The sequence below is a fragment of the Ensifer sp. 38_S197 genome, from assembly GCF_056924495.1.
In genome coordinates, this window is sequence record NZ_JBXOVZ010000001.1 from 420,427 (window position 1) to 432,811 (window position 12,385).

11 protein-coding genes and 1 pseudogene are annotated in these 12,385 nt (G+C 61.8%); 3 read left to right on the plus strand and 9 right to left on the minus strand.

The genetic code is table 11. The annotated features are described in order from the left end of the window. Positions 1-12 precede the first annotated feature (12 nt). From ugpB to AC1Z3V_RS01815, 3 genes are all read right to left on the minus strand, one after another. Positions 13-1,317 carry a sn-glycerol-3-phosphate ABC transporter substrate-binding protein UgpB gene (gene ugpB / locus AC1Z3V_RS01805; RefSeq protein ID WP_483496875.1) on the minus strand — a complete coding sequence of 435 codons (1,305 nt, stop codon included), beginning with the start codon at positions 1,315-1,317 and terminating at the stop codon, positions 13-15. Between the two features lie 298 nt (positions 1,318-1,615). Further along, the gene (locus AC1Z3V_RS01810) at positions 1,616-2,539 is read right to left on the minus strand and encodes a DMT family transporter (protein WP_483496877.1); all 924 of its coding nucleotides are present in this window, start codon (positions 2,537-2,539) and stop codon (positions 1,616-1,618) included. A gap of 51 nt (positions 2,540-2,590) precedes the next feature. Then, entirely contained in the window at positions 2,591-3,235 is a 645-nt protein-coding gene (locus AC1Z3V_RS01815; RefSeq protein WP_483496879.1) for a glutathione S-transferase family protein, read from the minus strand. Positions 3,236-3,488: 253 nt separating this feature from the next. Between AC1Z3V_RS01815 and AC1Z3V_RS01820 the strand changes: the two genes are divergently transcribed. Continuing rightward, the gene (locus AC1Z3V_RS01820) at positions 3,489-4,454 is read left to right on the plus strand and encodes a LysR family transcriptional regulator (RefSeq protein WP_483496881.1); all 966 of its coding nucleotides are present in this window, start codon (positions 3,489-3,491) and stop codon (positions 4,452-4,454) included. A 68-nt stretch (positions 4,455-4,522) separates the two neighbouring features. Here AC1Z3V_RS01820 and AC1Z3V_RS01825 read toward each other — a convergent pair whose 3' ends face one another. The 6 genes from AC1Z3V_RS01825 to AC1Z3V_RS01850 all read right to left on the minus strand — a co-directional run bounded on the left by AC1Z3V_RS01825 (position 4,523) and on the right by AC1Z3V_RS01850 (position 10,305). After that, entirely contained in the window at positions 4,523-5,344 is an 822-nt protein-coding gene (locus AC1Z3V_RS01825) for an inositol monophosphatase family protein (protein WP_483496882.1), read from the minus strand. Continuing rightward, complete coding sequence (locus AC1Z3V_RS01830; protein ID WP_483496883.1) at positions 5,341-6,312, minus strand: sugar phosphate isomerase/epimerase family protein; 972 nt, start codon at positions 6,310-6,312, stop codon at positions 5,341-5,343. The genes AC1Z3V_RS01825 and AC1Z3V_RS01830 overlap by 4 nt, the downstream gene beginning before the upstream one ends. 86 nt (positions 6,313-6,398) lie before the next feature. Then, a complete protein-coding gene (locus AC1Z3V_RS01835) occupies positions 6,399-7,457 on the minus strand; it encodes an ABC transporter ATP-binding protein (RefSeq protein ID WP_483496885.1) in 1,059 nt (352 codons plus the stop codon). Between the two features lie 2 nt (positions 7,458-7,459). Further along, positions 7,460-8,248 carry an ABC transporter permease gene (locus AC1Z3V_RS01840; protein ID WP_483496887.1) on the minus strand — a complete coding sequence of 263 codons (789 nt, stop codon included), beginning with the start codon at positions 8,246-8,248 and terminating at the stop codon, positions 7,460-7,462. After that, positions 8,245-9,129, minus strand: a complete 885-nt coding sequence (locus AC1Z3V_RS01845) for an ABC transporter permease (protein ID WP_483496889.1) — start codon at positions 9,127-9,129, stop codon at positions 8,245-8,247. Before AC1Z3V_RS01845 ends, AC1Z3V_RS01840 begins: the two co-directional genes overlap by 4 nt. Before the next feature lie 81 nt (positions 9,130-9,210). Beyond that, positions 9,211-10,305: an ABC transporter substrate-binding protein gene (locus tag AC1Z3V_RS01850; protein ID WP_483499512.1), complete on the minus strand. Its 1,095-nt coding sequence runs from the start codon at positions 10,303-10,305 to the stop codon at positions 9,211-9,213. Positions 10,306-10,556: 251 nt separating this feature from the next. Here AC1Z3V_RS01850 and pdxR point away from each other — a divergent pair, with 251 nt between their 5' ends. Next, positions 10,557-12,068, plus strand: coding sequence for a MocR-like pyridoxine biosynthesis transcription factor PdxR (pdxR, locus tag AC1Z3V_RS01855; protein WP_483496890.1), 1,512 nt, complete (start codon positions 10,557-10,559; stop codon positions 12,066-12,068). 89 nt (positions 12,069-12,157) lie between these two features. Continuing rightward, positions 12,158-12,360 (plus strand): annotated as a pseudogene (locus AC1Z3V_RS01860) (hypothetical protein); the annotation flags it as partial. Positions 12,361-12,385: the final 25 nt, after the last annotated feature.

The following is a 12,385-nucleotide window of genomic DNA, read 5'->3' on the forward strand; positions in this document are numbered from 1 at the left end:
TTGCTGAGAGGGTCAGTTGCCGATCGCGGCGGTGATCGCCGCGTTTGCCTTCGCTACACCTTCGCTGAGGGCCGTCTTTGCATCCTTCTGGCCAGCAAGCATCGCCTCGAATTCTTCGTTGAGAATGTCGCGAACCTGCGGAAGGTTGACGAGGCGAACGCCCTTCGAATTTTCGGTCGGCGCCTTGCCCATCATTTGCTTGATCGGCGTTTCCCGGCCCGGGTTCTTTTCATAGAAGCCGGATTTCTTGGTTTCCTCATAGGCTGCGAGCGTCACGGGCAGATAGCCCGAGACCTGGTGGAGCTGGGCCTGGGTTTCCGTCTTCGACAGGAAATGGAAGAACTCGGCCACGCCCTTGTATTCGGCGTCACTCTTACCGGCGAAAACCCAGAGACTTGCGCCACCGGGAATGGTGTTTTGCGGGCCATGGCCTTCATAATAGGGAAGCTGGCCGACGCCATAATTGATGCCCGACTTCACGATGTCACCGAGACCACCGGACGATTCAGTCAGGATCGCGCATTCACCTGACATGAAGAGCTGCTTTGCTTCCGAGGTGCGGCCGCCATAGCGGAAGGTACCGTCCTTGGCGAGGTCGGCAATCGACTGGAAATGCTCGACGAAAAGCGGAGCATCGATCTTCAGTTCCACTTCGAGGCCGGCAAGCCCGTTTTCCTTCGTGCCATAGGGCACATTGTTCCAGGCCGCGAAGTTCTCGGTCTGGATCCAGGTCAACCAGGTCGAGGTGAAGCCGCAATTTGCCGCCCCGCTCGCCTTGATTTTCTTCGCCGCCTCGAAGACCTCAGGCCATGTGGCCGGCGGCTTTGCCGTGTCGATGCCGGCCTTCGTGAAAGCGTCCTTGTTGTAATAGAGAACCGGGGAAGACGAGTTGAAAGGGAAGGACAGCATGGTACCGTCCGGCTTGGAATAATAAGCAACGATACCCGGCAGGTACTGATCCTTGTTGAACTCGTAGCCGCCCTTCTTAAGAACGTCCGCCACCGGGACTACGGCGCCCTCGGCACCCAACATCACGCCGCTGCCTGCATCGAAGACTTGCAGGATGGCGGGAGCCTGCTTGGAACGGAAGGCGGCGATACCGGCATTCAGCGTCTCGGCATAGGTCCCCTTGAAGACCGGAACAACCTTGTATTCCGACTGGCTTTCGTTGAACTCCTTGGCAAGCCGTTCAACCGTTTCGTTGTTGGCGCCGGTCATTGCATGCCACCAGGCAAGTTCCTGCGCCGCGAAGGCGCTCGAGGTGGCAAAGATCGAAAGCACAGATGTGGCCGCAAGGGTCCATTTCAAAGCTCTCATGGCGGTTCCTCCCATTGGTAAGACGATAAGTCCCGATACTCAGGCACATCGACTCTCCTCAATCGGACGCGCCCGACTTTCGTAGCGAAAGTGCGCCGATTAAAAACGAACGATAACGAACCCGCAAGAGAAAACTGGAACGGAAAATTCGCAGATTTTCCATACTGGAATATTCGTTCTGCTTCATATGCGAATGGCGGATGAAGCGGCCCAACGGGCAGAACGAGATGGATCCAGAAAAGTGGCGGCGGTGACATGGTAATTCTCGAGCGGCCGGCGATCGCCGACCGCTCCTGTCTCAGACGAGCTTGATGAGAGCGACGCCCGCAAGCAGCAACAGCACCCCGGCAAGACGCAGGCCTGACACCGGCCTTTGCGGGAGGCGAAACCAGCCGTAACGATCGACGAACACGCTTGCCACCTGCTGACCCGCGACCGTGAAACCAACGGCGGCAGCAGCGCCGATCACCGGGATCGCCGTAAAGACCGTGGTGACATAGGTCGCTCCGGCGAGGCCGCCGAGCCAACCCCACCAGGGCATGGCCTGCACACCGACGATATTGGGACGGGGTGTCTTCTGCCCGGCGAGCGCCAAGAGCAGCACCGCTGCCATGGCGAGCGTAGCGACGAAGAACGAGATCGCGCCTACCGCAAACGGCGCACCGCCAAGATCCTGGCGCAGCAGCGCATTGACGGCCCCCTGGACCGGGAGCACCGCACCGGCCACGAGTGCCAGGGCGATCCAACCAAGTTTGTCAGCCCCGAGCTTATCCTTTGCGCCTTGGCCGAACACGATCATGCCGACGCCGATGAGCACGACGAGCGTACCGACCGCGGCGCCGCCCCGAAGCCCGGTTTGCACGACACCCAGCAGGCCGAAGCTATCGAGCGCGAGAGACGCGAGCATCTGCCCGGCGATAAAGAGCCCGACGGAAACGACCGCACCGAGGCGGGGGAAGAGAACGATCGTCGAGACGACGTAGACGGCCGAGGCAGTGCCTCCAACGAGGTGCCACCACTTAGCCTGCGGAACGGCAGCAAGCACGGCCAGTGTCCCGGTGAACAGGGCGACCACAACCAGCAAGCCGGTGCCGATCGCGAGCTGGAGCGTGGTCGCCGCGAACGGCGATCCGACCGCTTTTGAAAGTTGCGCGTTTGCGCCGGCCTGAACGGCGAGCAAGCCGCCCGCTACGAGAGCCAATGGGACGAACAGGGTCTCCATGACGGGACCTCCTTGATGAGAATGACGTTGAAGACGGATGAGAGAGAAGGATCAGGCGTTGATGCGCTCACGAGCCGGAAGCCGCGGCACGACAAGTCCACGCAGGACCGCCGGGCGTGCGCCGACAGCCATGTACCACCGCGCAAGGTTGGGCGTTCCGTCGAGCGTGAGGCCGAGCTTGGTGAGCCCGGCATGGATCCATGGCCAAACCATCACATCGGCGAGGCCATAGGTCTCGCCCGCGACGTGGGCGTGTCGCGCCAGTTGCCCCTCGAGCACCCGGTAGACACGATTTGCCTCCTGCTCGAAACGGCCGATGACGTAGGGGATCTTCTCCGGCGCAAAGACCTTGTAGTTCCAAAGCTGACCCAGCGTCGGCCCGACATGGGCTGCCTGAAACAGGATCCAGCTTTGCACCTGGATGCATTCTGCATCGCAGCCGGGCAGGAGCACGCCAGATCGCTCGGCGAGGTAGTGCAGGATTGCGCCGGACTCGAAGACGGTGCGATCCCGATCGGGATCGACAATGACCGGAATCTTGTTGTTGGGATTGAGGGCCAGGAACTCCGGCTTCTTTTGCTCGCCCGCTTCGATGTCGACGACGTGAACATCGTAAGGCAGTCCAGCCTCCTCCAGCATGATCGAGGCCTTGTGACCATTCGGCGTCTGGTAGGTGTAGAGTTGGATGGGGGTCATCTTGTGTCTCCATCGACCGGCCCGTCCGATCTTGGCTACTTAGTTAGACCGTGCTTTCTCGCAGAGCGATCTGTTGCTTTGCCAAATTCTTCTGCATATTTGCACATCCCGAGCGATGATGACGGCGCCGGCTGACGCAACATTGTGGGCGTGACCAGGCGAGGTCTTCTTGGCGAATCCGATCAATAATGGCGGGCACGGTGCTGCAACTTCGCTCGCTCGATCACCAACCCTGTTGGAGCTTTGGGCAATCATGCACAGCCATCACCGTATCGACTGGGAAGACCTCCGCTTTGTCTTGGCGGTCGCGGAGGCAAACTCCCTCGCCGCTGCTGCCCGCGCGCTCGGCGTCAATCACACCACCGTGCTCAGACGCGTAGGATCGTTCGAGCAGAAACTGGGGGTTCGGCTTTTTGATCGCCTCCCTTCCGGCTACACGCTGACAGCCGGGGGCGAGGAACTGCTCGCGGTGGCCCGCCAGATGGCCGAGACCGTCACGGAACTCGAACGCCGACTGACGGGGCAGGACCTGCGTCTGGAAGGCAGCCTGCGCATCACCACCACCGACACGCTCATGGCTTCGATCCTGCCGTCGATATTGGCAGCCTTCCGAAAGCGTCATCCCGGCGTCCTGCTCGAGGTGAGCACCTCGAACGCTCTCGCAAATCTCTCCCATCGCGACGCGGACGTCGCCATTCGGCCAGCGGTCGATTCACCGGATGCCCTGGTCGGCCGCCGCATCGCGAGCGTTGCCTTCGCCGTCTATGCGGCGCCCTCCTATCTTCAGGAACGCGGCCTCGCTTCAATTGAGGAGATCGAATACGCAAACGAACGCTGGATTGGGCTCGGCGATGCGCTTGCCTCCACAAGCGTCGCACGATGGATGCGCGCGATGCTGCCCTCTCCAACGGTGCTGCGTTGTGATTCACTCGTTACGGCGCGCGAAGCTGCCGCAGCCGGCATCGGCCTTACCGCCTTGCCGTGCTACCTCGGCGATACGACAGCCGGGCTGGTGCGCATCGGCCCGCCTGTCGCTGAAATGACGAGGGAACTTTGGCTGCTTACCCACGAGGATCTCCGCCGCACCGCCCGCGTCAGTGCCTTTACTGAGTTTGCGGGCCAGTCACTTGCCAAACAACGCCCGCTGCTCGAAGGGCATCTTCCCTTGGAACGCTCCCGCTCGGAAAATGCGGCTGCCCCTACAGCGCCGCGCGTCTGATCAGACGCGCAAAGGTCGCTGTAGCATTTTGATTTGCTGCATGTCTTTGTCCTTAAACCGAGGTCGATTTAAGGAGACATGCAGTAGGTCGCGGGATCTGTCCTCTGTTTCAGCCGGTCGAGTGCTTCGGCGTGGAGCGTCTGGTTTGCTGCCATCAGGACCGTCTCGTACTGGCTCGCATCTGTCAGCGACCGGCCCTCCCAGTCCGTAACGATACCGCCCGCCCCTTCGATGATGGGTATCTGCGGAAGGATGTCGTAGTCGAACACGTTGCTCTCGACCAGAAGGTCCACGCTACCAAGCGCCAACAGGCCGGCTGCGTAGCAATCATGAGACATTCGCGTGAAACGCGCCCCCGCGGCAAGCCGCGAGAAGCGCTCTTTGGCATCGAGATCGAACTGCTCTAACGCCGATGTATAGACGATCGCCTCCTTGAGGCGGGCCGTATCGCTCGTTCGGACTGGCACACCGTTGAAGAGCGTCGGGCTTGTGCGCTGGCCGACCCAACGCTCGTTCGTTATCGGCTGATCAATAATGCCGAGGACCGGCGCGTCCCGATGCAACAGAGCGATCTGGATGCCGAAAGCAAGCGAGCCGGAAGCAAAGGATTTCGTGCCATCAATCGGGTCAAGCACCCAAACCCATTCCGCATCCGCATTTGAAGTGCCAAACTCCTCGCCGCGAACACCGTGGCCAGGAAAGCACTTCTCGATCATCTGCCGCATCGTCATTTCGGCAAGGCGATCGGCGACGGTAACGGGACTGCTGTCCGCCTTGGCGGCGATCTCGAGCCGCTGGCGAAAATAGGGACGGATAACGGTAGCGGCGGCATCGGCCATTTCGTGGGCGAATGCCAGATACGCCGGCGGAAAGACATGTTCAGCCGTCATTCTTCAACCTTCTCGGCTCGGGTTGTAATTCTCTGCAACAGGATTCTGACGGTATCGACCTGTCGACGGGCAGCAGTGGCCTCCTGGCGCAGCCGGGCTTCCTGGTCGCCCGTTCCGATCGCCGTGAAGCTTGGCGAGCGGGCAGGAATGAACGGGTCTCGAGCCTCGGAGGCGAACCGGAGTGCCGGTGCGAAATAGCCCTCCTCTTCTTCCAGCCCGAAGGCCAGGATCTGAGGCTTGTCGCCGCCAAGCAGCAGGAGTTCCACCAACATCGCGAGCATCGGCAAATCGCCGTCCCCAGACAGGCAGGCGAGATGGGCCCAGCCGCCGCGATCGGGTCTCACGAGGCAGTCCTTGACATGCACCTCGGTGATGTATGGCGACTGGGCGGCCAGGGCCGACATCGGCATTTCATATGCATTGATCATGTTGCCGAAATCGAAAAGAAGACTGAGGCGCGGATTGGCGACCGCCTCGATAATCCGGATCAACTCCGCCGACTTGAGATCCTCGTGCTGTTCAAGCGTGAAGCGGAGCCTGCCGCCGGGATCGAGTATCTTGAGCCGGCGGAGATCTGCGATCGTCCATTCGACGATCTCAGAGACGCGCCCCTCGTAGCGCGGATAGCAGCGAAGCGACGTAGCGCCTGTGGCAAGCGCAATGCGCACCGCATCCGAGAGCCCGGGCAGCTCCGTCGTGCTGATTTCGACATGCAGTTCCAGGCCGAGGCCGCCAACCGCTGCCCCAAAGGCACGCAGCTCTTCGTCCGGCATTCTGGCGAGACTTGCCTGCTCGCCGTCCTCGACGTGAATCTTGAGGCCCGAGAGCCCCTGAGCTTTGGCGAACTCAGCCAGATGCAAGGGTTTCATGCCGCCAAAGCGGAAGTTCAGATGAAAGGCATAGGCATGAGCAAAAAGCGGCGCACATCGCGCCCGTGCAGCCAGCTGCGCGCGGCTCTCAGCGGACAAGCCTTCTATTCTCTGTCGCCAATTCGCACGAGGCGTCATTTCCCACGACATATCGGTCACCATCCCCGGTTCCTTCGCGCGCTGCGTCAGGCGGCAAGAACGAGCAGGTCGCGATCAGAAATGCTGACCTCGACCGGGGTGCCGACCGAAGGCGGAGGCCTATCGGGTTGGTTGAAGGTGTCGAGTGAGACGAACTGACCGGCAACCGCGACCCGGATGCGGATGACCGACCCCAGGAAATGCACCTCCGCGATGTGGCCGGGGAGAACGACGCTGCCTTCGCCCTTTCGCCCCAGCGCCACGGTTTCCGGCCGAAGCGCCAGGCTCACCCGGTCTCCGGTCCGGCCGGGCAGCTCACGGTTCAGCGCAACCGGTAGATCCCCCAACCCTACCCGCCCTGCGGCGGCGTCGAGAAGGCTGGCGTCCAGTAGATTGAGCGTGCCGACGAACTGCGCCACGAAACGCGTCGCCGGACGATTGTAGATTTCAAATGGCGTGCCGACCTGATCGGCAATGCCCTGATGCATGACCACGACCCGGTCTGACATCGACAACGCCTCTTCCTGATCATGCGTCACGAAGATGGTGGTGATGCCGAGTTCGCGCTGGATGCGGCGGATCTCCTCCCGCAGGCTCGTGCGTATCTTCGCGTCAAGCGCCGATAGCGGCTCATCCAGCAGCAGAACCTGTGGTCGGATTGCCAGCGCACGCGCCAAGGCGACCCGCTGCTGCTGGCCGCCGGAAAGCTGGAACGGGTAGCGTTCGCCAAGGTTCGGCAGACCGACCATCTCCAACATTTCGCCGACACGCGTGCGAATGTCTGCCTTTCCTTCACCCTTTATTCGTAGCCCGAACCCGACGTTCTGCTCGACAGTCAAGTTGGGAAAGAGCGCATAGGCCTGGAAGACCATCCCGATGTTGCGACGGTTGGCAGCAAGTCCGCTGACATCGCGCCCGTCGATGCAAATTGCGCCTGATGTCGGCGTCTCGAAACCGGCGACCATACGCAGGACCGTAGTCTTGCCGCAGCCGGAGGGCCCGAGGAAGGAGATGAATTCGCCCTTCTCGATGGTGAGATTGAAATCCTTGACGACGCGATGCGCGCCGAAGGACTTTTCCAGATGAAGGATGTCGAGAAAGGCCATGGTCAACGCCTCACGGTGGAGAATTTGGAAAAGCGGGTGAAAAGCTGGATCAGCCCCATACAGGCCCAGGTAATGGCAAAGGCCACCACCGCGAGCGCGGATGGTTCATAGGCTCGGTTGCCGCCCATCCAGACCATGTAGGGACCGAAGGAGCCGACGTTGAGCAAGGCGGCAAAGACATATTCGCCGATGACGATCGCGAAGGTCAGGAACGCGCCTGACAGTACCGAGACGAAAACGTTCGGCAGGATGACGACGGCGAGAATGCGCGCCCAGCCGGCCCCAAGGCTCTGTGCTGCCTCCGTCAGGCTGCTGATATCGATGGTACGAAGGCCCGTATCTACCGAGCGATACATGTAGGGGAGCGACAGTGTCGCGTAGCCGAACAGAAGCAGGAGATTGGTACCCCACCAGCTTCCCGTCAGCGGCAGGATCGAGGACGTATTGTAGATGCGGATATAGCCGAAGACGATGACGATCGGCGGAATGACCAGCGGCAGCAGCGTCAGGAACTCGACGATCGGGCGCAGGCCCGGAAACCGCAACCGCACGAAATAAGCGGTCGGGACCACGATCAGGATACCGAGCAAGATCGTCAGCAGCGCCAGCACGACCGAATAGCCGAACGTCTGCTGGAATTGCGGATCAGCCAGCACGACACGGTAGGCCTCGAAGCTGTAGCCGTCGCGCTGCATGCGCATCGAGAAATCGAACATGCCGACGAGCGGCAGCAGGAAGTAAAGTCCGCCGAAAAGGACGGCGAGCCAGGACCAGAGGCGTCTCTCCGTCATTTGACCCACCTTTCCGCGCGCATGCGCAGGAGGATGTAGATTGCATTGGCAATCGCGGTCAGCAGGATCATGGCGAAGGCAATGGCGTAGCCCAGATGCGGGTCGTTGAGCACGTCGCCGCGAACCTGCGCAAACAGCACGATGGGGGCGATCGAGAGCGACGAGCCCGTAAGGGCGATGGCGGTGGCAACCGCTCCAAAGGCATTGGCGAAGAGCAGCGCCAGCGTGCCAAGCAGCGAGGGCCAGAGCACCGGCAATGCGACTATGCGCCAATATTGCAGGCCGCTGGCGCCAAGGCTTTCGGCCGCCTCGCGCCATTCGCGCCGCAACCCTTCCAGGGCGGGGGTGATGATCAGCACCATCAACGGGATCTGGAAATAGAGGTAGGTAAGCGCCAGGCCCAGAAACGAGACGATGTTGAAGCCGGCACCGTAGAGATTGATGCCAAACCAATGGCGCAACAGCATCGTGACGAAGCCGAGTCGGCCGAGTGTTGCGATGAAGGCGAAGGCGAGCGGCACGCCGGCGAAATTCGAGGCGACGCCCGAGAAGGTGAGGATGGCACTGCGCAGCGGGCGCGGGAGGCCGCCGAGCGTGATGGCAGCAGCGATCAGGAAGCCGAACAGACATCCGAGCGCCGCCGTCAGCAGGCTGAGTTCGATCGAAATCCAGAAGGCTGAGCGTATGGAGGGTGACAGAAGCTTGCCAAGGTTCTCCAGCGTCAGGTGTCCCTCAGCGTTGCGGAACGCGCCGAGCACGATGTTGAGTGTCGGCAGGATCAGGAAGAGCGTGGCGAAGAGGAAGAAAGGGGCAACCCCGAGCCAGCTGAAAACCTGCCGCGGCCGGAACGCCGCCGGCAGGGATGCGACGCTTGTCGTCATCGGATTTGTCCCTGGAATAAATTGCGCCAAAGCGGGCGAGAGGCTTCGTGACAGGTAAGCCTCTCTGCCCAAGCGGAAGACTTATTTCACGTTGGCGCCGACCACCTTGTCCCAGCCCTCGACCACCGCGGTCTTGTTGGCTGAAAGTTCGTCGACCGTCGGGAAGATCGCCTTTTCATAGGCTTCGGCCGGCGGCAGCTTGTCGAGCAGATCCTGCGGGAACTTGCCGGCCTTCAGCATGGCGTTGAAGCGTGCTGGGTGGCAGTAGCCCTTCAACCATCCGGTCTGGCCCGCGTCGGAATAGAGATATTCCATCCAGAGCTTGGCGGCATTCGGATGCGGCGCATAGGCCGAGATCGCCTGTACATAGACGCCGGCGACGACACCGCTTGCCGGCACGACCACGTCCATCGGCGGATTGCCTTTCAGTGCATCGCGCCAGGACAGAAGATTGTAGTCCCAGGCAGCGACGATCGGCGTCTGCCCTTGCGCGATCGTGCCGGCCTTGCCAAGTACCGGCACGAAGTTGCCGGACTTATTCAGTTCTGCAAAGAGCTCCAGGCCCTTGCCGCCGGAATCCGTTCCGGGCTTGGCACCGCGCGAAATGCCGGCCGACATCAATGCGAGGATCGCCTGCGCGGAGGACCGCGGGTCGCCGGTCAACGCCACCGCCCCGGAGTATTCCGACTTCGACAGATCCGACCAGTCGGCCGGTGCGGTCTCAAGCAGGTCCTTGTTCACGCCAAAGGCCATGACGCCGTAATAATCGCCGTACCAATAGCCCTTATCATCCTTGATGTTGTCGGGGATTTCATCCCAGGTGGCCACCTTGTATGGCTGAAGCAGACCCTCTTGCGCGGCGGCCGGCGCGAAGGCCAGGCCGAGATCGACGACGTCGGGCGCCTGCGAACCCGTATTGCCCTTGTTCGCCCGGATCGCTTCCAACTCATCGGCCGTACCGGCGTCAGGGTTCAGTTCGTTGACCTCGATGCCCGGATACTTGGCCTTGAACCCCTCTATGACCTCGCCATAGTTGCACCAGTCGTGCGGCAACGCGATGACAGTCAGCATGCCTTCCTTCGTGGCGGCAGCGGCCAGCTCTTCGGCGGGTTCGGCGCGCGCGAAGCCCGGCAGTGCTGCGGCCAAGGCAAGCGTGGAGACGAAGGCGCGGCTCATTGCGCGCGATACAAGCTTGTTCATAAATTCCTCCTGTTGTCCGTCAGCGACGGATCGTGGGCGATGGCTGCTTTTATGTCCTTGCATCCGGTCGTCGGCATCACCGCCTGCCCGGTTCCCCCGCACCTTGTCTGCGTCCTGCGAAGGGCTGCATCGGTGCGTTTTCGTGTAGGGACAGGATGTAACAATTGGACGACGAAGAAACGTCCATTATGATGCATTTGACTGTACCAATTTTTAGAGACGCATCGATGGTCAAACAACTTGAAGGCCCTATCCTGCCTTTCCTTCGCCTTGACGCCACGATCGCGCTGCCGAAATTCCGCCAGCTGCAGGACCAATTGCGCGCGGCGATCCTCAAGGGGCATTTGCGCGCCGGAACACGGCTGCCCGCAAGCCGCATCCTTGCCGAGGAGTTGGGCCTGTCGCGCCAGACCTTGGTGCGGGTGCTCGAGAACCTGAAGGCGGAGGGTTACCTGGAGGCACGGCAGGGAGCCGGCACTTTCGTGTCGGCCGCCCTACCCCGCCAATCCGTCAACCGCCGCTTCACTCCAATTCGGCGGGTAACCGCAGAGACTGCACCGCCGCGCCTGTCGCGTATCGGCGACCTCTCACGCCTGATGTCGGCCGATATCGGCCAGATGGAAGACAGGCCTTTCCTCCCGAATCGTCCGGCGCTCGACCGGTTTCCTTTCGCCGTCTGGCGGAAATGCTGGAATTCGGTGACGCGCGGCGGCAAGGCCGTGGCCATGGGCTATGGCGACGTTGCGGGAGAACTGGTTCTGCGCCAAAGGATCGCCGAATATCTGGCCCTGCATCGACGCGATCCCTGCGATCCCGAGCAGATCGTCATCACGCCTGGCGGGCATGCCGCCTTCACGCTCGCAGCCCTGGCGCTTGCCGATCCTGGCGATGGGATATGGTTCGAGGATCCGGGGCCTGTGACCACCAGCAACCTTTTCCGCACGCTCGGGCTGCGGCTATGTACGGCCGATGTCGACGCAGACGGCATGGATGTCGAAAGCGTCATGGCGCGCCATCCCGATGCACGCCTTGCCTTCGTGATGCCGTCGCGCCATCACCCGCTCGGCATTACCCTGTCGCTGCCCCGCCGGCTTGCCTTGCTCGAATGGGCAGGGGCAAACGATGCCTGGATCATCGAGGACGATTACGACAGTGAATTCCGTTATGACGGTGCGCCGCTGCCCTCCATGCGCTCGATCGACGGCTCCGACCGGGTGATCTATGCGGGCAGTTTCAGCAAGGCGCTCTACCCGGCAATCCGCGTCGGTTATCTCGTCTTGCCGCCGCAGCTCGTCGGGACCTTTCGCACGCTCTCGGGATTGATCCATCGCAGCGTGCCAGTGGAAACCCAGCTCGCCCTCGCCGAGTTCATCGGCGGCGGTCATTTTGCCAGCCATCTGCGCCGCATGCGCGGCCTTTACGCCGAGCGCCGCGAGGCCTTCATCCAGGCCGGGCGAGATACCCTTGCCGGACTTGCCCGCATCGACTGCTCCGAAAGCGGGCTCAACGCGCTCGCCTGGCTGGAGGGGGGCCGGGAGGACCAGGCCCCGCACCGCGCGGCGCTCGATGCGGGGCTGCAATGTTATCCGCTATCCGACTATACGGTCGCGTCACCTCAGCCCGGGGCTCTCATTCTCGGCTATGCCGGCGTTCCGGCTGATCGGATGAGGCCTCTTCTTCTTCGGCTGGCCGAGGCGATCGCCCGAAAGGAAAGCCATCTCGGGAGATCAGGCGGTTGAGGATCCGCTCAACCGCCAAAGCTCGGTCGTTCGGCTCGTCCGTACCGCCGGGAACTCGCGGGGCCACTCCGTAACGATGCCCCCGCAACATGCCGTCTTGGCGCGCTCCTACTGACGAAAACGTCGCGACGTTCAAGCACTTGGCCAGCGAAAGCATGGGCGACAATACGCTGCGGGCGTTTGCCTCCGATCTCGGCTATCTCGAAGCCTGGTGTTAGCTTGCGATCGGCAGCCCCTCCTCTGGCTAGCGCCCGAGAGCCTGCCGCTGACCTTCGTCCCGCACCACCTCTGGGTGGCGCGTCGCACTGTCGCACTGT

Excerpts from the sequence above, each read along its gene's own strand:
- ugpB (WP_483496875.1), bottom strand. The coding sequence starts at position 1,317 with ATGAGAGCTTTGAAATGGACCCTTGCGGCCACATCTGTGCTTTCGATC.
- AC1Z3V_RS01810 (WP_483496877.1), bottom strand. The coding sequence starts at position 2,539 with ATGGAGACCCTGTTCGTCCCATTGGCTCTCGTAGCGGGCGGCTTGCTC.
- AC1Z3V_RS01815 (WP_483496879.1), bottom strand. The coding sequence starts at position 3,235 with ATGACCCCCATCCAACTCTACACCTACCAGACGCCGAATGGTCACAAG.
- AC1Z3V_RS01820 (WP_483496881.1), top strand. The coding sequence starts at position 3,489 with ATGCACAGCCATCACCGTATCGACTGGGAAGACCTCCGCTTTGTCTTG.
- AC1Z3V_RS01825 (WP_483496882.1), bottom strand. The coding sequence starts at position 5,344 with ATGACGGCTGAACATGTCTTTCCGCCGGCGTATCTGGCATTCGCCCAC.
- AC1Z3V_RS01835 (WP_483496885.1), bottom strand. The coding sequence starts at position 7,457 with ATGGCCTTTCTCGACATCCTTCATCTGGAAAAGTCCTTCGGCGCGCAT.
- AC1Z3V_RS01840 (WP_483496887.1), bottom strand. The coding sequence starts at position 8,248 with ATGACGGAGAGACGCCTCTGGTCCTGGCTCGCCGTCCTTTTCGGCGGA.
- AC1Z3V_RS01845 (WP_483496889.1), bottom strand. The coding sequence starts at position 9,129 with ATGACGACAAGCGTCGCATCCCTGCCGGCGGCGTTCCGGCCGCGGCAG.
- AC1Z3V_RS01850 (WP_483499512.1), bottom strand. The coding sequence starts at position 10,305 with ATGAGCCGCGCCTTCGTCTCCACGCTTGCCTTGGCCGCAGCACTGCCG.
- pdxR (WP_483496890.1), top strand. The coding sequence starts at position 10,557 with ATGGTCAAACAACTTGAAGGCCCTATCCTGCCTTTCCTTCGCCTTGAC.